This is a genomic window from Bradyrhizobium sp. BRP19, assembly GCF_020194195.1.
GTDB classification, from domain to species: Bacteria; Pseudomonadota; Alphaproteobacteria; order Rhizobiales; family Xanthobacteraceae; genus Bradyrhizobium; species Bradyrhizobium yuanmingense.
Genome location: NZ_JADYVZ010000003.1, coordinates 729,067 through 747,767, shown reverse-complemented (window position 1 = coordinate 747,767; position 18,701 = coordinate 729,067). Strand labels below are relative to the sequence as shown.

17 protein-coding genes are annotated in these 18,701 nt (G+C 65.4%); 13 read left to right on the top strand and 4 right to left on the bottom strand.

Going from position 1 to position 18,701, the window contains the following annotated elements:
- Positions 1-149: 149 nt before the first annotated feature.
- The gene (locus tag I6F36_RS13800; protein ID WP_036021230.1) at positions 150-1,946 is read right to left on the bottom strand and encodes a glucan ABC transporter ATP-binding protein/ permease; all 1,797 of its coding nucleotides are present in this window, start codon (positions 1,944-1,946) and stop codon (positions 150-152) included.
- A gap of 81 nt (positions 1,947-2,027) precedes the next feature.
- Positions 2,028-3,077 (bottom strand): ABC transporter substrate-binding protein, encoded by a 1,050-nt coding sequence (locus tag I6F36_RS13795; RefSeq protein WP_225126525.1) that lies wholly within the window; start codon positions 3,075-3,077, stop codon positions 2,028-2,030.
- Between the two features lie 227 nt (positions 3,078-3,304).
- Between I6F36_RS13795 and I6F36_RS13790 the strand changes: the two genes are divergently transcribed.
- The 7 genes from I6F36_RS13790 (at position 3,305) to I6F36_RS13760 (ending at position 8,889) form a co-directional block, all read left to right on the top strand.
- The gene (locus I6F36_RS13790; RefSeq protein WP_225126523.1) at positions 3,305-3,664 is read left to right on the top strand and encodes a hypothetical protein; all 360 of its coding nucleotides are present in this window, start codon (positions 3,305-3,307) and stop codon (positions 3,662-3,664) included.
- 117 nt (positions 3,665-3,781) lie between these two features.
- Positions 3,782-4,186, top strand: a complete 405-nt coding sequence (gene hisE / locus I6F36_RS13785) for a phosphoribosyl-ATP diphosphatase (RefSeq protein ID WP_036036484.1) — start codon at positions 3,782-3,784, stop codon at positions 4,184-4,186.
- Between the two features lie 46 nt (positions 4,187-4,232).
- The gene (locus I6F36_RS13780; protein ID WP_081492862.1) at positions 4,233-4,835 is read left to right on the top strand and encodes a YqaA family protein; all 603 of its coding nucleotides are present in this window, start codon (positions 4,233-4,235) and stop codon (positions 4,833-4,835) included.
- Positions 4,836-4,882: 47 nt separating this feature from the next.
- Positions 4,883-5,422, top strand: a complete 540-nt coding sequence (locus tag I6F36_RS13775; RefSeq protein WP_035997543.1) for a hypothetical protein — start codon at positions 4,883-4,885, stop codon at positions 5,420-5,422.
- A gap of 30 nt (positions 5,423-5,452) precedes the next feature.
- A complete protein-coding gene (locus I6F36_RS13770) occupies positions 5,453-6,853 on the top strand; it encodes an aspartate ammonia-lyase (RefSeq protein ID WP_035997546.1) in 1,401 nt (466 codons plus the stop codon).
- 271 nt (positions 6,854-7,124) lie between these two features.
- Positions 7,125-8,093, top strand: a complete 969-nt coding sequence (locus I6F36_RS13765; protein ID WP_225111599.1) for a nitronate monooxygenase family protein — start codon at positions 7,125-7,127, stop codon at positions 8,091-8,093.
- Between the two features lie 22 nt (positions 8,094-8,115).
- Positions 8,116-8,889, top strand: coding sequence for a thioesterase family protein (locus tag I6F36_RS13760; protein ID WP_035997551.1), 774 nt, complete (start codon positions 8,116-8,118; stop codon positions 8,887-8,889).
- Positions 8,890-9,263: 374 nt separating this feature from the next.
- Here the strand turns inward: I6F36_RS13760 and I6F36_RS13755 are convergent, their stop codons facing one another.
- Positions 9,264-10,826 (bottom strand): AMP-binding protein, encoded by a 1,563-nt coding sequence (locus tag I6F36_RS13755; protein WP_225171591.1) that lies wholly within the window; start codon positions 10,824-10,826, stop codon positions 9,264-9,266.
- Between the two features lie 108 nt (positions 10,827-10,934).
- Here I6F36_RS13755 and I6F36_RS13750 point away from each other — a divergent pair, with 108 nt between their 5' ends.
- The 4 genes from I6F36_RS13750 to I6F36_RS13735 all read left to right on the top strand — a co-directional run bounded on the left by I6F36_RS13750 (position 10,935) and on the right by I6F36_RS13735 (position 13,900).
- Positions 10,935-11,900 (top strand): nitronate monooxygenase family protein, encoded by a 966-nt coding sequence (locus tag I6F36_RS13750; protein WP_225171590.1) that lies wholly within the window; start codon positions 10,935-10,937, stop codon positions 11,898-11,900.
- Positions 11,901-12,036: 136 nt separating this feature from the next.
- Positions 12,037-12,285 carry a hypothetical protein gene (locus tag I6F36_RS13745; protein ID WP_035997560.1) on the top strand — a complete coding sequence of 83 codons (249 nt, stop codon included), beginning with the start codon at positions 12,037-12,039 and terminating at the stop codon, positions 12,283-12,285.
- Between the two features lie 133 nt (positions 12,286-12,418).
- Complete coding sequence (locus I6F36_RS13740; protein ID WP_192893067.1) at positions 12,419-13,132, top strand: hypothetical protein; 714 nt, start codon at positions 12,419-12,421, stop codon at positions 13,130-13,132.
- A 90-nt stretch (positions 13,133-13,222) separates the two neighbouring features.
- Positions 13,223-13,900, top strand: a complete 678-nt coding sequence (locus tag I6F36_RS13735) for a hypothetical protein (RefSeq protein ID WP_225126518.1) — start codon at positions 13,223-13,225, stop codon at positions 13,898-13,900.
- 43 nt (positions 13,901-13,943) lie between these two features.
- Here the strand turns inward: I6F36_RS13735 and I6F36_RS13730 are convergent, their stop codons facing one another.
- The gene (locus tag I6F36_RS13730; protein ID WP_225152893.1) at positions 13,944-15,500 is read right to left on the bottom strand and encodes a winged helix-turn-helix domain-containing protein; all 1,557 of its coding nucleotides are present in this window, start codon (positions 15,498-15,500) and stop codon (positions 13,944-13,946) included.
- Positions 15,501-15,896: 396 nt separating this feature from the next.
- Between I6F36_RS13730 and pcaB the strand changes: the two genes are divergently transcribed.
- Together pcaB and I6F36_RS13720 are read left to right on the top strand one after the other, a co-directional pair.
- Positions 15,897-17,258, top strand: coding sequence for a 3-carboxy-cis,cis-muconate cycloisomerase (pcaB, locus tag I6F36_RS13725; protein ID WP_074447728.1), 1,362 nt, complete (start codon positions 15,897-15,899; stop codon positions 17,256-17,258).
- A 113-nt stretch (positions 17,259-17,371) separates the two neighbouring features.
- Positions 17,372-18,631: an aminopeptidase gene (locus tag I6F36_RS13720; protein WP_225171589.1), complete on the top strand. Its 1,260-nt coding sequence runs from the start codon at positions 17,372-17,374 to the stop codon at positions 18,629-18,631.
- Positions 18,632-18,701 lie beyond the last annotated feature (70 nt).

Below are 18,701 nucleotides of genomic sequence, written 5' to 3'. Positions count from 1 at the left end.
GTTCTCGTGATCTGATTGTCGGTTCTGAAATCCAGCGCCGCCGCTTGCGGCGTCGCAAACCTATACCGGCTGGTGCGTCGAGAATAGGGGGATCGGCGCGGTATTCCGCAACGAAGTAGGCCGAATTTCGACGGTCCTCTCGGGACTTGCTAGGGGGATTTGACAGCTGTCGCGGCAGCCTCGGCGGCCGTCACGCTGGCCCGTGCGTTCTCCTGCACCATGAACTGGGCCTTGGCCATCTCGGCAAAATGGCCGCCTTTGGCCACGAGTTCATCGAAAGTTCCGGTTTCGATCACCCGCCCATTCTCGAACACCAGGATGCGCGTGGCGTTGCGGATGGTGGAGAGGCGATGGGCGATCACGAAGGTGGTGCGGCCCCTCATCACTTCGTCGAGAGCGGCGTTCACCTTGACCTCGGTGACCGCGTCGAGCGCGGAGGTCGCCTCGTCCAGGATCAGGATCGGCGGGTCCTTCAGCAGGGCGCGGGCGATCGAGAGCCGCTGCCGTTCGCCGCCGGAGAGCATGCGGCCGCGCTCGCCGGCATTGGTCTCGAAGCCGCCGCTGCGTTCGATGAATTCCAGCGCCTGCGCGCGCTCCGCCGCCTTACGCATCTCGGCCTCGGTCGCATCCGGCTTGCCGACGCGCAAGTTCTCCGCGATCGAGCGGTTGAACAGCAGCGCTTCCTGGAACACGACACCGATGTTCCGCCGCAGCGAGGTCAACGTGACGCCGCGCACGTCCATGCCGTCGATCTTGATGACGCCGGATTGCGGATCGAAGGCTCGGTGCAGGAGCGCAATCGCGGTGGACTTGCCGGCTCCGGTCGGGCCGACCAGCGCAATGGTCTGGCCCGGCAGCGCGGTGAAGGTGAGGTCCTCGATCGCCGGCCGCTTGCCGTCATAGGAGAACGTGACGTCGTGGAACTCGACGAGGCCCGACAGCCTGCCGGCATCGATTGCGTCGGGCCGGTCGTGCACCGCGGGCACGGCGTCGAGCACATTGAAGAACTCGCGCAGCCGCGGAGCTTCCATGAACACGTTGTTGATGAAGCTGACCACCTGCTCGAGCTTCTGGATCAGCAGCGTCGCGAAGCTCACGAACATCACGATCTCGCCGACCGAGGTCAGGCCCTGGTCGTGCAACGCGATGCCGAGGGTGAAGATCGCGAGCACCGTGATGGTGGTGGAGGCGCGCGTGATCACCGTGACCAGCGCCCACCACGACAACACCGGCATCTGCGCGGCCAGCAGCTCGTCGGCGACCGAGCGCAGCCCCTTGACCTCGGATTCGACGCGCACGAAGCTCTGCACCAGCGCGACGTTGCCGAGCGCATCAGACGCGCGCGCGGAGAGCTCGCTGTAGTGCTCCTCGACCGCCATCTGCATGCCGAAGGTCCTGCGCACCACGAAGGTGGTCAGCGCCGTGAAAACGATGCAGAGCACGAACAGGAGGATCGCCAGCCGCCAGTTCAGGTAGAGCGACAACGGCAGCAGCACCAGGACCGAAAGGATCGCGGCAAAATGCTCGCGGAAAAAGCCGAGCCACAGCCGCCACAGCGCGTCCGTGCCGTTGAGCATGACCTTCATCAGCCGGCCGGAATGGGTGCCGGAGTGGAAGGTCAAGGGCAGCTGCAGGATGTGCTCGAAATAATCGGTCAGCACCGCCTGGCGCTGACGATGCGAGAGCCGGTCGGCCTGCAAGGCCACCAGCGCGCTGCAGACGATGGTGAACAGTCCGAACGCGACCCAGGCGACCAGGAACGGCCAGGCCGAGCTCGAGCCGGCCACGGTCTTGCCCGAGAGCACGTCGACGATCCGGCCGAACAGCACGGGCTCGGCGAACTGGGATCCCGCCAGCAGGAGGTTGGCGACCGCGAGCAGCCAGCCCAGCCGCGCCTCCTTGCCGAGCAACTCGAGAACGCGGGTGTAGAGTCGGAGGATGGACATGCGGGCGGGGACTCGGTGACGACGGAGCTCACATTCTAAGCAGGGACCGCCGCGAGATACAGCGCAAGCTTTCAGTTTTGCTCAGTTGATCAGCCGCTCTGCCAGCGGCGGCAGGAACTGGCCGTCGAAGACGTCGCGAGCCGTCGGCCGTTTGCGGAATTTGAAGTCCCGCGCGATCTGATCGATCGAACGTTCCAGGCGCGCCGGCTCGACGCCGCCGAGGCCGTAGCGCTTGACCTCGTCGGTCAGGATATTGTCGGCAAGGACCGCGTGCAGGCGCTTCAGCTCCAAATTGCGGTCGCCGTCCTCGATGCGGCTCGCGGCCTCCTCCGCCGCACGCGCCGGCTCCCTGGCCGTCGCGGTGATGCCCGCAATCAAGGCGCGGACGAAGCCTTTCACGGCATCCGGCTTCGCTGCGGCGAAGGCGGTGTTGGCGACTACGGCAAAGCCGTAGGCCTCACAGCCGTAGTCCGCATAGCGCAGCACGACGAGATCGGCTTCGGGTACGCCGCGATCGCGCAGGTTCACCGCCGAGAGATAGCTGAACCCGGCGACGGCATCGACCTGTCCTGCGGACAGGATCGGCTCGCGCACCGCGGCACTGATCTTGTGGAATTTGACGTGCGATGCCTTGATGCCGTTCTGCTGCGCCAGCGCCGGCCACAGCCGCATCGACAGATCGCCGTCGGCAACGCCGACGGTCTTGCCGTCGAGGTCGGGCAGGAGACGGATGCCGCGGCTTTTGCGCGCGACGATCGCGTAAGGCGCGCGGTCGAACAGCACGAACACGGCCTTGACCGGCGCCGCGTCGTCCTTGTCACGAAAGCGTATCAGCTCGTTGATGTCGACGAGCGCGAGCTCGCTGTCGCCTTTGGCGAGCCGTGCGAGCGCCTCTGGCGATCCGCTCGCGCTGTTGAAGGACACGTTGAGATGCTCGGCGCCGAACCTGCCGTCCTTCGCCGCAAGGAAGAATGGCGCCATGCTCGCATCGATAGGACGGTCGAAGGTGAAACGGATGGCGGTCGAGGGAGTGCCGCTCTCGGCCGCAATTGCTTCGCGCACGGTCGATGCGGCGAACGAGATTGCAAGGGCCAGCAGGCACTGAAGGGCGATCGTCTTGAATCCGGACATCGGTCGCGCCGGCCCCGCATTGTTATGGTTTCGTGACGCTTGGCAAGCGCCGGCCCGCGACGAACGTGCGCGCGCGAACATGAACGGCGGATGAGCGGGCTTGCGGCATCGTTACGCAACCCCGTTCAGCTTGTGTTGGGATTGGGGAACCTACTTAGGTGGTGAGTGTTTGACAGACATCAGCCTGTCGTCAGGCACAAATCGAGGTCCCAAGGAGGGTCCAGATCATGTTTGACAGCCTTTCGAAGTTCGTCGGCCGCAAGGCCGTTCTGGCCACGGCCGCCGTGGTGGCCCTGACTGCCGCTGCACCCACCGCCTCTTACGCTGGCGGTCGTCATTGGCATGGCGGTGGCGGCGGCGCCGCTGCTGCCGCGATGTTCGGCCTCGCCGCGACCGGCCTCGCGATCGCAGCCAGCCGCAATGCCTACGCCTATGATCCGGGTCCGGGTTACTATTACGAGGGCGGCCCGGTCTATTACAGCGGCCCCGGCTATGGTCCCTATTACTACGACTCGGGCCGCCGCTACACCTATGGCGGCTACAAGAACCCCTGCGCCCACGGCTATTCCGGCTACAGCTGCTATTGACGGATCGGCCATTCTGATCGACGAACAGGCCGTCGCGCTTGCCGCGGCGGCCTGTTTTTTGCTTACATTGCCGCGTGTTAACACGCCGGCCATTTGTTTCGAGTAGTTTTGCGTACCATGAGTGATTCGCTTGAGCGGCTATATCTGGCTGTGCTCGCGGCCAGAGACCTTGATCCGGCAACATCGCGCACGGCCCGGCTGTTTCAGCGTGGGCCCTCAAAAATGGCAAAGAAGCTCGCCGAAGAGGCCATCGAAGTCGTCATCGATGCGGTCAATGGCGATAGCGAGGCCGTGATCCGGGAAAGCGCCGACCTGCTCTACAATCTCACCGTGCTGTGGGCTTCGGCCGGAGTGCGCCCCGAGGACGTCTGGCGGGAAATGACGCGGCGGGAGGACATGCTCGGAATTGCCGAGAAACTGCCGAAGTCGCCGCCGAAATTGCCCAAAGTCGCGTCACCGCGCATGGCCTCGCGGCGGCCTATTGTCGCGCTCGACGGCCGTGCCGCGCGCAAGCGCCACTAGAAACGTCACAAATCGCTCAAAAACTGGCGATGGACAAATCCGTCCCATGGTGCTTCATCGCGGCGCCATGCTGAAACGAATGTACGACTGGTGCATCGACGCCGCCCACAAGCCCTATGCGCTCTGGATCATGGGCATCGTGTCCTTCGCCGAAAGCTCCTTCTTTCCGGTCCCGCCGGATGTGATGCTGATTCCGATGTCCCTGGCGCGGCCGCAGCGCGCCTGGTTCTATGCCGCGATCTGCACCGTGACTTCGGTGCTCGGCGGCGTCGTCGGCTACGCCATTGGCGCGCTGCTGTTCGACTCGGTCGGCCAGTGGCTGATCCAGGTCTACGGCCTCGCCGACAAGGTTGACGCCTTCCGCGCCTCCTATGCGGAATGGGGTGCGGTCATCATCCTGCTCAAAGGACTGACGCCGATCCCCTACAAGCTCGTCACCATCACCTCGGGCTTTGCCGGCTACAACATCCTCCTGTTCGTCCTGTGCTCGATCGTCGCGCGCGGCGGACGCTTCTTCGTCGTCGCGATCCTGCTCAACCGCTACGGTGACTGGATCCGGGTCAGGATCGAGCGGCATCTCGGATTGTGGGTCGCGCTCGGCGCGATCGTGCTGGTGCTCGGCTTCGTTATCGCCATCAAGCTGATCTAGAGCCGCGGCGCTTTGCCGCCGCGCCGGCTTCGGCTACGGTTGTCGTCATGATGGTTCGATCCGGCAATCCGGCGGCACGGCATGGGACGCTGATGTCGACAGCGCTGCTGCTGCTGCTCGCTGCCGGAGGGACGGCCCGGCCGCAATCCGCCCCGCCGGCGCTCGGCCTTCAGCAGCAGGGAGCGCAGGCCGGCCCGTCGCCATCGACGCCCGCTCCCTCGGCGCCGCCGGCGCGCGAGGAGAATCCCGGGCTGATCAACGAAATGGGCAAGCTGTTCGACAAGCTGCCTTCGATCCTGCCGCCGATCAAAAGCCCCAGTGAAACCATGGACGACCTGTCGCGGCTGGCCAAGCCTTCGACCATGGTGTCAGGGCGCGTGATCTGCCCGGTCTCTGCGAACGGCGCGCCCGACTGCAAGCAGGCGGCCGACCAGCTCTGCCAGGGCAAGGGCTACAAGGAAGGCAAGAGCCTGAACGCCGACTCCGCGGAAAAATGCTCGGCCAAGGTCCTGATCCCGGGCCGGCAACGTAAACCGGACGACTGCCGCACCGACACTTTCGTGACCAGCGCGCTGTGCCAGAACTGAAGGCCGGCGCGCGAGAACCAAGGAGCGCCCATGAGCCGCACGGAGCAGGACTTCCTCGGACAGCGTGAGATCGCCGACGACATCTATTACGGCGTCCAGACCATCCGGGGTAAGGAGAACTTCCACATCACCGGCATTCCGATGAACCAGGAGCCTTACTTCGTGAAGGCGCTCGGTTACGTCAAGAAGGCCGCCGCGATGGCCAATCGCGACCTCGGCGCGATCGACGCCAAGGTCGCGGACGCCATCATCCTCGGCTGCGACCGCGTCATCGCGGGCGACATGATGGATCAGTTCGTCACCGATTTCATCCAGGGCGGTGCCGGCACGTCGACCAACATGAACGCCAACGAGGTGATCGCGAACCTCGCGCTGGAATCGCTCGGCTTTGCCAAGGGTGACTACCAGCACGTCAGTCCGAACGATCACGTCAATTACGGCCAGTCCACCAACGACACCTATCCGACCGCCTTTCGGCTGGCCCTGATCCTGCGGCTCGAGAGCTACATGACGGCGTTGCGTCAGCTCCAGGAAGCCTTCTTCGCCAAGGGACGCGAGTTCGAGCGGGTGCTGAAGATGGGCCGCACGCATCTGCAGGACGCGGTGCCGATGTCACTCGGCGCGGAATTCCGGGGCTGGGGCACCACGATCGGCGAGGAGGTCGACCGCATCTCGGAAGCGCGCGCGCTGCTGCGCGAGATCAATCTCGGCGCCACCGCGATCGGCACCTCCGTCACGGCGGCGGTCGGTTATCCCAAGCTCGCCGTCCGGCACCTCAGCGCGCTCACAGGCGTCGATTTCATCCTCGCCGGCGATCTCGTCGAGGCGACCTCGGACACCGGCGCCTATGTGCAGCTCTCCGGCGTTCTCAAGCGCACGGCCAGCAAGCTGACGAAAATCTGCAACGACATCCGTCTGCTCGCTTCCGGTCCGCGCGCGGGCTTGAACGAGATCAACCTGCCACAGCTTCAGCCGGGCTCCTCGATCATGCCCGGCAAGGTCAATCCGGTCATTCCCGAAGTCGTCAACCAGACCAGCTTCCTCGTCATCGGCCTCGATACCACGGTGACGCTGGCGGCAAGCGCCGGCCAGCTCCAGCTCAACGTGATGGAGCCGGTGATCTCTTTCGCGCTGTTCTTCTCGATCCGCACCATGGAGCGCGCGGTCAACAGCCTGCGCGAGAATTGCGTCGTCGGCATCACCGCCAACGAGGAGCACACCCGCAACATGGTGCTGAACTCGCTCGGCATCGTCACGGTGCTGAAGCCGCTGCTCGGCTACAAGCAATGCGCCGAGATCGCGCGCGAAGGCTACAAGACCGGCAAGTCGCTGCACCAGATCGTCGTGACCGAACGCAAGCTGCTGACGCAGGAGAAGTGGGACGAGATGTTCTCGTTCGAGCGGCTGATCAACCCGGATTTGATCGGGTAGGCGGTCGCTGTCATTCCGGGCGCGCGAAGCGCGAGCCCGGAATCCATTTCGCCACGCGTGCTGACGCCCGATGGATTCTCTGATGCGCAATCGCGCATCATAGCTCGACGCTCCGCCTCGCCCCGGAATGACGGGTGAAGGAATTCCGCTGCTTGGAATTGCGGCAATGGCCTCCGCTGCGGCGCCAAAACGCAATACTTGACAGTGGAAAGATTGCCTTGTTGGTATGGCTCCCAACTTCAATTTGACCGGCTGAGAGGATCGTACCGCAATGTCCATGCCTGCCTTGTTCAAGGGCCGCCTGTCGATCCCCGTGATCGGCTCGCCGCTCTTCATCATCTCGGTGCCCGATCTCGTGATCGCGCAGTGCAAGGCGGGTGTGGTCGGCTCGTTTCCGGCGCTGAATGCGCGGCCGCCGGAGCTGCTGGACGAATGGCTGGCGCGGATCACCGAAGAGCTCGCGGCCTATGACCGCGCCCATCCCGACAGGCCGTCGGCGCCGTTCGCGGTCAACCAGATCGTGCACAAGTCGAACAACCGGCTCGACCACGACATGCAGCTCTGCGCCAAGTACAAGGTGCCGATGATCATCTCGTCGCTCGGCGCCCGCGAGGAGCTGAACCAGGCCGTGCACGGCTGGGGCGGCATCGTCTTCCACGACGTGATCAACCAGAAATTCGCGCACAAGGCGATCGAGAAGGGCGCCGACGGCCTGATCCTGGTCGCGGCCGGCGCCGGCGGCCATGCCGGCACCATCTCGCCGCTGGCCTTCGTGGCCGAGACACGAAAATGGTTCGGCGGTCCGATCGCGCTGTCGGGTGCGATCGGCAACGGCAAGGCGATCCGCGCCGCGCGCATCCTGGGGGCCGACTTCGCCTATATCGGCTCGGCCTTCATTGCGACCAAGGAGGCCAATGCGGTCGAGAAGTACAAGGAGATGATCGCGGGCTCGAGCGCCGACGACATCGTCTATTCCAATCTCTTCACCGGCGTGCACGGCAATTATCTGAAGCCCTCGATCCTGGCGGCGGGCATGGACCCCGAAAATCTGCCGACGTCCGATCCCTCCAAGATGAACTTCGGCACCGACGCCTCCGGCGAGCGCGCCAAGCCGAAGGCCTGGAAGGAGATCTGGGGAAGCGGCCAGGGCATCGGCAGCATCGACAAGGTCGTGCCGGCGGCCGAGCTGATCGCGCGCTTCAAGAAGGAATACGACGAAGCGATCGATCCGCCGTTGTGATCGCACCCAGATCGAGTGCTGCATGCCCCCCATTTACCGCGTCGACGGCAACGACGTCGTCACCAGCCCCGATGCAGCCGGCCCCTGGGACCGGCGCATGCAGCACGGCTCGGCACCGGCATCGCTGGTGACATGGGCGGCTGAGCGCATCCCTGCGGCGGTGCCGATGGATGTCGCGCGCGTGACCATCGATCTGATGCGCCCGGTACCGGTGGCGCCGCTCACGATCGCCACCGAAATCTTGCGCGAGGGCCGCAAGATCCAGCTCTGCGGGATCAAGCTGCTCGCCGACGGCGTGCAGGTGGTCGGCGCCACCGTGCTCAAGATCCGGCGCCAGGCGCTGACGCTGCCCGACGAGGTCGAGGAACTTCCGGTCACGTTGCCGTCGCCGGAGGATTCATTGGTCGAGGACGGTCACGCCGCCACCAGCCCGTTCGTGCGATCGGTCTCGATGCGCGCCGCGCGCGGCCGCTTCGGCCAGGCCGGCGCCGGCGCGATCTGGTTTCGTGTCGACCATCCGCTGATCGAAGGCGAGGCCGTCTCGCAGGCGATGCGCGCCGTGGTCGCCGCCGATTTCTCCAACGGCACCGCCTCGACGCTCGACTTCCGTGCCTGGACCTACATCAACGCCGACCTCACCGTGAGCTTTGCACGCCAGCCGGTCGGCGAGTGGATCCTGCTCGACGGCGATTCCTGGATCGGCCCCGACGGCGCGGGCCTTGCGATGTCACGCCTCGCCGACCGCCAAGGCTATTTCGGCCGCGCGGTGCAGAGCCTCGTGATCGAGAAGCGGTGAGAGGCGCTATGTGCGATCAGCCGGGCGATGACACCGATCGTGTGAGAGCTATCTCGCGCATCGCGGGATTGAACGGCAGACTTCCGCCGCCGCGGAAGGGATGCAAGGTCGTGTTCGACCAGGGCATCCTGCCAGTTCACACACCGTAGAAGATCTTGATCCCCCACAGCACCACGATGATGGCCGTGATCAACGTGATCGCGGCGACTGCACTTTCCAGGGAAGCGACTCTCATTTCACTCTCCGCTTCCCAGCCCCGTCAGCGGTCTAGTTGATTCCCTGATTCGCCGGCAATTGCGCGGGCATCGCCGTCGCAGACTCCGTTGCGGGCTGTGGTGCCGAAGCAACAACGACACCGTAGAATTCCGGAGTATTTACCCCACCATCCGGTCTCGCCCGCTCCAAAAGCCCGCGCGCAGCGCCTTCTTGTCGACCTTGCCGACGCCGGTCATCGGCAATTGCTTGACGAACTGGATCTGCTTGGGCGCATGCGCCGAGCCCTTCCGCGTCTTCACCAGGTTGATCAGCTCGTCCGGATTGGGGTTCGTCCCTTCGCGCGGGACGACGATGGCGGTGACGGCTTCGCCCCATTTCTCGTCGGGAATGCCGACGACCGCGACCATCGCCACGTCCGCGTGCTGCGACAGGACGTCCTCGACCTCGCGGGGGAAGATGTTGAAGCCGCCTGTGACGATCATGTCCTTCTTGCGGTCGAGGATGAACATGTAGCCGCGCTCGTCCTGACGTGCGATGTCGCCGGTGTGGACCCAGCCGTTCTTCAGCGTCTCGGCGGTGATATCGGGCCGCTTCCAGTACGCCGCCATCACATGCGGCGCGCGCACGCAGATCTCGCCGGCCTCGCCCGTCTTCACCTCCTGGTCGTTGTCGTCGAGGATCTTGACCTCGCAGGCCGCGATCGGGAAGCCGCAGGACAGGAACAGCTCCGGCCGCTGGGGATCGTGGTCGGCCTTGCGCAGCACCGAGACGGGATAGCATTCGGTCTGCCCGTAGAGCTGCGAGAACACAGGGCCGATGCGTTCGATGCCCTCCAGCAGTCGGCTCGGCGACATCGCGGAGGCGCCATAGAGCACGAGCTCGAGCGAGGAGAGGTCGGTCTTGCCGAGCGCGGGCTGATCGAGCAGCACATAGATCATGGTCGGAACGAACAGCGTGAAGTTGATGCGCTCGCGTGCGATCGTTGACAGCACGGCTTCGGGATCGAAGCCTTTCAGCATGTGCACGGTGCCGCCGCGCATCAGGGTCGGCAGCACCTTCGTGCCCGCGACATGGCTGATCGGCGCGACCGTGAGGTAGCGCGCAGCCTCGGGGATCTCGAAGTCGGCCAGGATCGCGCCGGCGGCGCCGGCATTTTCGCGGTGATAGCGCAGCGCGCCCTTGGATTTTCCGGTGGTGCCGCCGGTGTAGTTCAGTGTGGCGAGATCGTCGGAGCCGGCGAGGCACTGTGCGCTGGCGTGCCCCGCACTCTCGACCGCCGCCAGCAGATCGACGCCGTAGCCGGCCGGTCCCATGTTGAAGACCGCCTTGAGCCGGCCGGCCTTCGCGGCGAGCTCGCCGCCGCGGTCGCGGAAGGCGGCCGCATCCACCACCAGCATCTCGGCTTCGGAATCCTCGAGCTGAAACAGCTGGTCCTCCAGCGAGCCCAGAGGGTGGAGCCAGGTGATGCAGAGGCGGGCCAATTGGGCGGCGACGCCGGCGCACCAGCTGTCGGCGCGGTTCGCGGTGAGGAAGGCTACGCGGGCGCCGGGCTCCAAGCCGAGCCGCATGAACACGCCCTGGATCCGTCCGATCAGGTCGATGGCACCCCGATAGCTCAGCGATCCCTCGGGCCAGGCGAAAGCAATGCGGTCGGGATAGCGCGACAGCGCCCGTAGCGTCTGCGCACAAGCCGGGGATGATGCGTGGAGCGGATCAGGCATATGTTTCCTCGTTGCTTTGTCACCGGCTTATGGCGTGCCAATGTTGCTGACGACGCTAGCACAGAGACTGCGGGAGGAAACCACAAAGCCCGCGCGAGGGAGGCATGCATGCCATCGGATCGACTGCAACGCTTCCGCGATCGTCTTGCTCTGCCGCTGATCGCGGCGCCGATGTTTCTGGTATCGGGCGTCGAGCTCATGGTCGCGGCCTGCCGCAACGGGGTGATCGGCAGCTTTCCCACCGCGAATTGCCGTGGCGCGGAACAGCTCGATGAATGGCTCACCGAGATCGAGACGCGTTTGCGATGGCACGAAGATCAGGCCGGCCGCCGGGCCGCGCCGCTTTGTCCGAACCTGATCGTGCACCGCTCAAACGCGCGGCTGGAGCAGGATCTCGCCGTGCTGCTGCGGCACAAGCCGGAGATCGTCATCACGTCGGTCGGCTCGCCCGCGCCAGTCTTGAAGCCGCTGCACGACGCCGGTGCGCTGGTGCTGGCGGACGTGGCCTCGATCCGCCATGCCGAACGCGCCGCGGAAGCGGGGGCGGACGGGCTGGTCCTGCTCACTGCCGGTGCCGGCGGCCAGACCGGCTGGCTCAACCCGTTCGCCTTCGTCCGTGCGGTGCGCGCATTCTACGACGGCATCATCGTGCTCGCGGGCGGAATCAGCGACGGTCGCGCGCTGCGTGCCGCCGAAGTGCTCGGCTGCGATCTCGCCTATATGGGCACGAAGTTCATCGCGACGCGTGAGAGCATGGCGGACGAGCGTCACAAGCAGATGCTGGTCGAGAGCAGCGCCGACGACATCTTGCTCACCACCGCGTTCACGGGCTTGCAGACCAGCATGCTGAGGCCATCGATCGCGGCCGCCGGGCTCGATCCCGACAATCTGCCGGCGCGCGGCGCGATCAATATCACTGAGGATATCGACGTCGCCGCCCGCGACAGCCGCCCCAAGCGCTGGCGCGATATCTGGAGCGGCGGGCATTCGACCTCGGGTGTCACCGATGTGCTCGCGGTCGAGGATCTCGTTGCGCAGACGATCGCCGAATATCGGGAGGCGAGTGGGCGGTAGCGTCGTCGCCTCTCCCACAGCGGATCGGGCAGGGTTAATCCCGTATGCCTCCGGCCCATCCCACTTAACGGCGGATTAACCATCGCCAGCCAAGAATCCCTCTTGTGGCCGCCAATCAGGACGAGAGGGACAGGCGATGGACTTCAATTATCTCAACGGCAAAACGGCCGCGACCCTGGACGAGATCCGCGTCCGCGTCGCCCATGCGCTGGCCCGCCACCCGCTGTGCCGCAACGTCCGGTTTGACATCGTCAGCATCCCCCGGACCCGCCGCGGCGGCAATTGGACGGTGACGCTGCAATCGGTCGAGCCGCGCGCGGTCTGGGAAGCCTCGGAGATCGTCGCCGACATCCAGGATGCCTATGACCTTGCGGCAGCAGCCTGATTTCGTTGGGGGTTTCCGGGCGATGTCGCCTTAGTCCGCGCGATTGCCGCCGCAATAGCACGGTTCAGCCTTAATTATCGCCCAGTTTCCGGGCAGTGATCACGTGGACTTGAAGTCGGACGCGGAGAGACGTTTGTCCAAAGCCATCACCATCGTCGCGCTGACCTGTTTCCTCGTCCTCGGCGCCGCCACCACCGCCATCCTCGGCCGCGACAGCGTTCCCAGCGTCAGCGCCGCGATGATCGCCGAGACGCCCCCAGCCAAGCCGCTCGCAACCAACCGCGCCGCCAAGGCCGACCGTCTGGTTCCGACGCTCGCGCTGGCCTCGGCCGCGATTGAGCCGGTCCAGGTTGCCGCCGACAAGCTGGCGCAGGCACCGGTCCTGACCGAGCCGCTGCGTCAGGCCTTCGCCGCCGCCACCCCCTCCGATTTTCCGATGCCGAAGCCGAGCGCGCACGAGGCGCCCGCCGCGACCGAGGTTCCGGCCGTCGAAGTTCCGGCCAAGCCGAAAGTCGTCGCCAAGCCGCAGCCGCAAAAATCCTACTCGCTGCTGTCCGACGTGCAGATCGCAGGCATCAGGGATCGCCTGAAACTCTCCTCGTCTCAGGAATATTACTGGCCCTCGGTCGAGACCGCGCTGCGCAACGTCGCGCGCAAGATCCAGGCGAACAGGCTGTCGAATCCGAATGCACCGCCCAGCGCACAGATCGATCCGAATTGCGACGAGGTGCAGCAGCTGAAGTCGGCCGCGATGCCGCTGTTGTTCCAGCTTCGCGACGACCAGAAGGAAGAAGTGCGCAAGCTCGCTCGCCTCATCGGGCTTGAGAAGGTCGCGCAGCAGATCTGACGCACGCGGTTCCTCGTCGAGGAGCCGCGGCTTATCAGGAACATCTGGCAATCCCCACGCGTTGCCCGCTCCGAAAGAGGGAGTGGACAAATGCGCGCCTCGACAGCCTATTTTGTCGGTGCCGGAACCATCGTCGCGGCCATCGCCATTGGTCTCGGTGGCGGCATCGTCGCCGGCAACATCATGAATCCGGTTGCGTCAAAACAGGGGCCGGACACCAGCAAGATGGCGCAGCGCGCGGCAAGTCCCACGCCGGTGAGCACCAACGCTCCCTCCGAGCGCGTGAACTATCTCACCGGCTCGCAAGCCTTCGGTGCGATGATCGCCGCGCCCGCACAGGCCGAAGCAAAGCCTGAACCCTCAAAACCCGACACGCCAACCACGCAGGCGAATGTCGCACCGGCGCCGCAACCCTCGCAAGCCGCTGCAGTCGAGCCGCCGAAGCCCGCCGCTGCGCCACAGGCCGCAAGGCCTGCCGAGCAGCAGGCCTCGACCGAGCCGTCGTCCTTACCGAATAACGCCTATGCCAAGGCAAGGGATTCCGATGTGAAGCGCGCCGCGTCCGAACGGCGCCGAGCCGAGCGTCGCGAGCGCTGGGCCGAGCGCCGCTATTATTACGAGTCCCGCGAGCCGCGCGGCCTGCGCGACCGCACCGATTGGGATGACGTCGCGCGCAACATCCGCGAGGATTCCGATGCGCGCGATTACGCGGGGCGGTCGCGCAGCGGCTTCCCGCAGATCAGGCTGTTCGGGCCTGACGACGATTAGCACCTGACACGGGGATCAAGCGGAGCGGTCGCGCCAGCGACCGTCACGTCATTCCGGCGCGCCGCAACCCCTCGAGATAGTGCGTACGATCCTCTTCCCGCAGCATCGGCAGCTCGCGCGTGATCCAGGCCAGCGAGACCTCGGGCTGGGAGCGGCGCAGGCCTTCCAGGGCGGATGCCGCGAGGGCGGGATCGCCGAGCATGCCGGCGGCGGCCGTCAGCACGCGGTGGGCGCCGACGAAATCCCCGCGCTGGCGCATCGATTCCCGAGCCATCTGCACGGCGCCCGCGTAGTCGCGGCCGACGAACCGGGCATAGGCCGCAACCCCGCAATAGATCGCCGCTAGCGGGTCGCGCGGGCTCAGCCGCAGCGCGCGGCGGGCGGCGGCATCGCCGTCCTGCCAACGTCCGGCATAGCACAGCGTCACGCCGTGGAAGGCATGCGCCATCGCGAAATTCGGATTGAGCCGCAAGGCCAGCTCGAATTCAGCCAGCGCGTCGTCGAAGCGGCGGCGGAACAGGTAGGTGTAAGCAAGGCCGTGATGGGCCCAGGCATCCTCGCGGTCGGCCTCCACCGCCGCGAGCGCCGCACGCTCGGCGACCGGCATGGTGGCAGCCATGTCGGCCCAGCCCATATGCGCGCCGAAGATATGGCTGGTGGCGAGCAGGCCGAGCGCCTTGCCATAGGCGGGATCGACCGCGACCGCTTCTTCCAGCAACTTCTGCGCGGCGGCATTGTCCTCGCGGGTGATGCGCCAATAATGCGACAACGCGCGCATCACGAGGTCCCATGCATCCAGGCTGCCCGGCGGCTTCTGTTGGGCCCGGAAGCTTTCGGCAGCATAGAGCTGCGGCTCGATGGCGGCGACGATCGCTTCCGTGATCTCGTCCTGCACGGCGAAGATGTCGGCGAGCTCCCGGTCGTAGCGTTCGGCCCAGAGATGGCTGCCGGTCGAGACGTCGTTGAGCTGGGCCGAGATGCGCACCCGTTCGCCGCTCCGCCGCACGCTGCCCTCGACCACGTAGCGCACCCCGAGCTCCCGCGCGACCTCGTGGATGTGCACGGCGCGGCCCTTGTAGACGAAGGAGGAGTTGCGCGCGATGACGAAGAACCAGCGCAGCTTCGACAGCGCCGTGATGATGTCCTCACTGATACCGTCGGAGAAATAATCCTGCTGGACCTCGCCGCTCATATTGGTGAAGGGCAGCACAGCGATCGCGGGCCGCTCCGGCAGCGCGAAGGTGGCCTGGGACGGGGCGATCCGGACCGGCTCCGGCGCGACCGCGCCGATTTGTGTCTGGACGTCGCCGACGAAGCGAAAACCCTTGCGGGTGATGGTACGGATCAGCGACTGGCTCGCGCCATCGTCGCCGATCGCCTTGCGCGCCGCGTTGATCCGGCTGGTCAGGGTGGATTCGGAGACGCTGCGCCCGTGCCAGATCTTGTCGATCAGCTCGTCCTTGCTGACGACCCGGTCGCGGTTCTGCATGAGGTGGACGACGAGGTCGAAAACCTGCGGCTCCACGGCAATGGGAACCTGCTCGCGGCTCAGCTCGCGCCGGTCGGTATCGAGAAGGTGGTCCCGGAACAGAAACTGCACGTCGAAAACTCGGGCCTCATTGCGAAATCGGGCAAACAAACAAAATGAAATTTGGGTCGAAAGATCGTGTGTCTGCCGAAGGGGGCGTTTGGTTCATCGCAATCGCGTGATGGCAGCCATGTGGTTTTCCGGGGGAATACATCCGCGACTAGAATGTTGCGGTCGGGGCCGCCGAGATCTCCCACCGCAATCATCCCGTCATGTTGAGGTGCGGGACGCAGGCTGTGAAGCAGCCTCCGAGGCCTCCGCTTCGCTCCGGCACCCAAGATAACGGGCAATGGGCGCGCGCTTGCCGGGCAGGACGAATGTGTGGCGAAACTGCGAATGTCCATTGCCGAGCTGCGCAGCCTGCGTAAGCTGTCGCCCACACAAAACACCAATCATAAAGAATCGCCCATGCCTGCTTTCCCTGCCGCCAGCACTGTGATCGACTCCCTGCTGTTTCGCGACGCCTTCGGTACGCCTGAGATGCGCGAGGTGTTCTCGGACGTCGCGACGGTCGCACGCTATGCCGAGGTCGAGGTGGCGCTGGCGAAGGCGGAGGCGAAGTGCGGTGTGATCCCACACGAGGCGGCCGCAGCGATCGCGGCGCGGACCGACATCGGCGCGCTCGACTTCGATCTGCTCAGGCAGGAGACCGATGTCGTCGGCTACCCGATCCTGCCTTTGGTGCATCAAATGGTGAAGCAATGCGGCGAGGCGGGCCGCTACGTGCATTGGGGCGCCACCACGCAGGACATCATGGACACCGCCGTGGTGCTGCAACTGCGCGCCGCGCTCGAGATCGTCGAACGTGACATCGCCGAGCTGCGCAAGATCCTCGCCGATCTGTCGAAGCGCCATCGCGACACGGCGATGGCGGGCCGCACCCATCTGCAACAGGCGCTGCCGGTGACCTTCGGCTACAAGAGCGCGATCTGGCTCGCGATGTTCGACCGCCACGCCGAGCGGCTGGCGCAGCTGAAGCCGCGCGTGCTGGTCGGTCAGTTCGCCGGCGCGGCCGGTACGCTGGCTTCGCTCGGCGACAGGGGGTTCGAGGTGCAGGAGGCGCTCTGCAACGAGCTGAAGCTCGGCGTTCCCGCCTCGACCTGGCACGTCGCGCGCGACGGCTTCGCCGAAGCCGTGAACTTCCTTGCTCTCGTCACCGGCTCTCTCGGCAAGATCGCGCTCGACATCATGATCATGGCCTCGACCGAGTTCGCCGAGGTCTACGAGCCCTTCGTCAAGGGGCGCGGCGCCTCCTCGACCATGCCGCAGAAGCGCAACCCGATCTCCTCGGAGCTGATGCTTGCGGCCTCCAAGGCGGTGCGCCAGCACGCCGGCCTGATGCTCGACGCCATGGTGCAGGATTTCGAGCGTGCCACCGGCCCCTGGCACGCGGAATGGATGGCGATTCCCGAAAGCTTCGTGCTGGCCGCCGGCGCGCTGCACCAGGCGAAGTTCGCGCTTGCGGGCCTCATCGTGGACGAGGCGAAGATGAACGACAATCTCGCCATCAGCCGCGGCCTGATTGTGGCCGAAGCGGTCATGATGGGCCTCGCCCCGCAGATCGGCCGGCAGGAGGCGCACGACGTCGTCTATGACGCCTGCCGTCAGGCCAACGAGAAGGGAATGACCCTTGCTGACGCGCTATCCGCAGATTCACGGATATCGAGCCACATCGATCGTGCCACAATCGAGGCGCTCACTTCACCGAAAAATTACCTCGGCCTTGCGCCCGCCATGGTCGACCGGGTGCTGGCATCGGCAACGCGTTGAAAACCAAGATGCGTGAAACTGCGTATCTTTCCAAGGGCGCAAGACGCTCGCATACTTGTGCCCCGCGATGCTAGACTTAAATTGTGTGAGCGACTTTCGGCAGAGGGCCCGGCATGACTGATCAACGCAATCCTTCCACTCCCATCGATCCGGCGAAGCTCGACCGACTGGCCGAGGTGGCGGTGAAAGTGGGCCTGGGCTTGCGGCCGGGACAGGATCTGCTTCTGACGGCGCCCGCGATCGCGCTGCCGCTGGTGCGGCGGATCGCCGTGCATGCCTACAAGGCCGGCGCCGGCCTCGTGACGCCGATCCTGTCGGACGAGGAGATGACGCTGGCGCGCTACCGCCACGGCCACGACAACAGTTTCGATCGTGCCGCCGGCTGGCTCTACGAGGGCATGGCCAAGGCGTTCTCCGACAACACTGCACGGCTTGCCATCGTCGGCGACAACCCGATGTTGCTGTCCGGCGAGAATCCTTCCAAGGTGGCGCGCGCCAGCAAGGCCAATTCGATGGCCTATCAGCCTGCGCTGGAGAAGATCGTCAATTTCGACACCAACTGGAATATCATCGCCTATCCGAGCGCGTCCTGGGCGAAGCTGGTGTTCCCGAACGATCCCGAGGACGTTGCGGTCGGCAAGCTCGCAGACGCGATTTTCGCCGCGTCCCGTGTCGATCGCGAGGACGCGATCAGCAATTGGGCGAGCCACAATGCGGTGCTGCGCGAGCGCACCAACTGGCTCAACGGCCAGCGTTTCCGCGCGCTTCAGTACTCGGGTCCCGGCACCGATCTCACCATCGGCCTTGCCGACGGCCACGAATGGGAAGGCGGCGCCTCGCTGTCCAAGAACGGCATCAGCTGCAACGCCAATATCCCGACCGAAGAGGTCTTCACCACGCCGCATTGCCGCCGCGTCTACGGCCACGTCGTGAGCTCGAAGCCGCTGTCCTATCAGGGCACGCTGATCGACAACATCGCGGTGCGGTTCGAGGACGGCAAGATCGTCGACGCCAAGGCCTCGCGCGGCGCCGAGGTGCTGAACAAGGTGCTCGATACCGACGAGGGCGCGCGGCGCCTCGGCGAGGTGGCCTTGGTGCCGCATTCCTCGCCGATCTCGCAGAGCGGGCTGTTGTTCTACAACACGCTGTTCGACGAGAACGCGGCCTCGCACATCGCGCTCGGCCAGTGCTATTCGAAATGCTTCGTCAACGGTGCCCAGCTCACGCCGCAGCAGATCGCGGCGCAAGGCGGCAACCAGAGCCTGATCCATATTGATTGGATGATCGGCTCGGCCGAGACCGACATCGACGGCATCTTGGCCGACGGCAGCAAGGTGCCCGTCTTCCGCAAGGGCGAATGGGCGAAGTCGTAATCTAGATTTTGGTCCAAATAGGCAGCCCAGGACGTGGTCAACCTCTCCCCGCTGGGGAGAGGTGAACGTC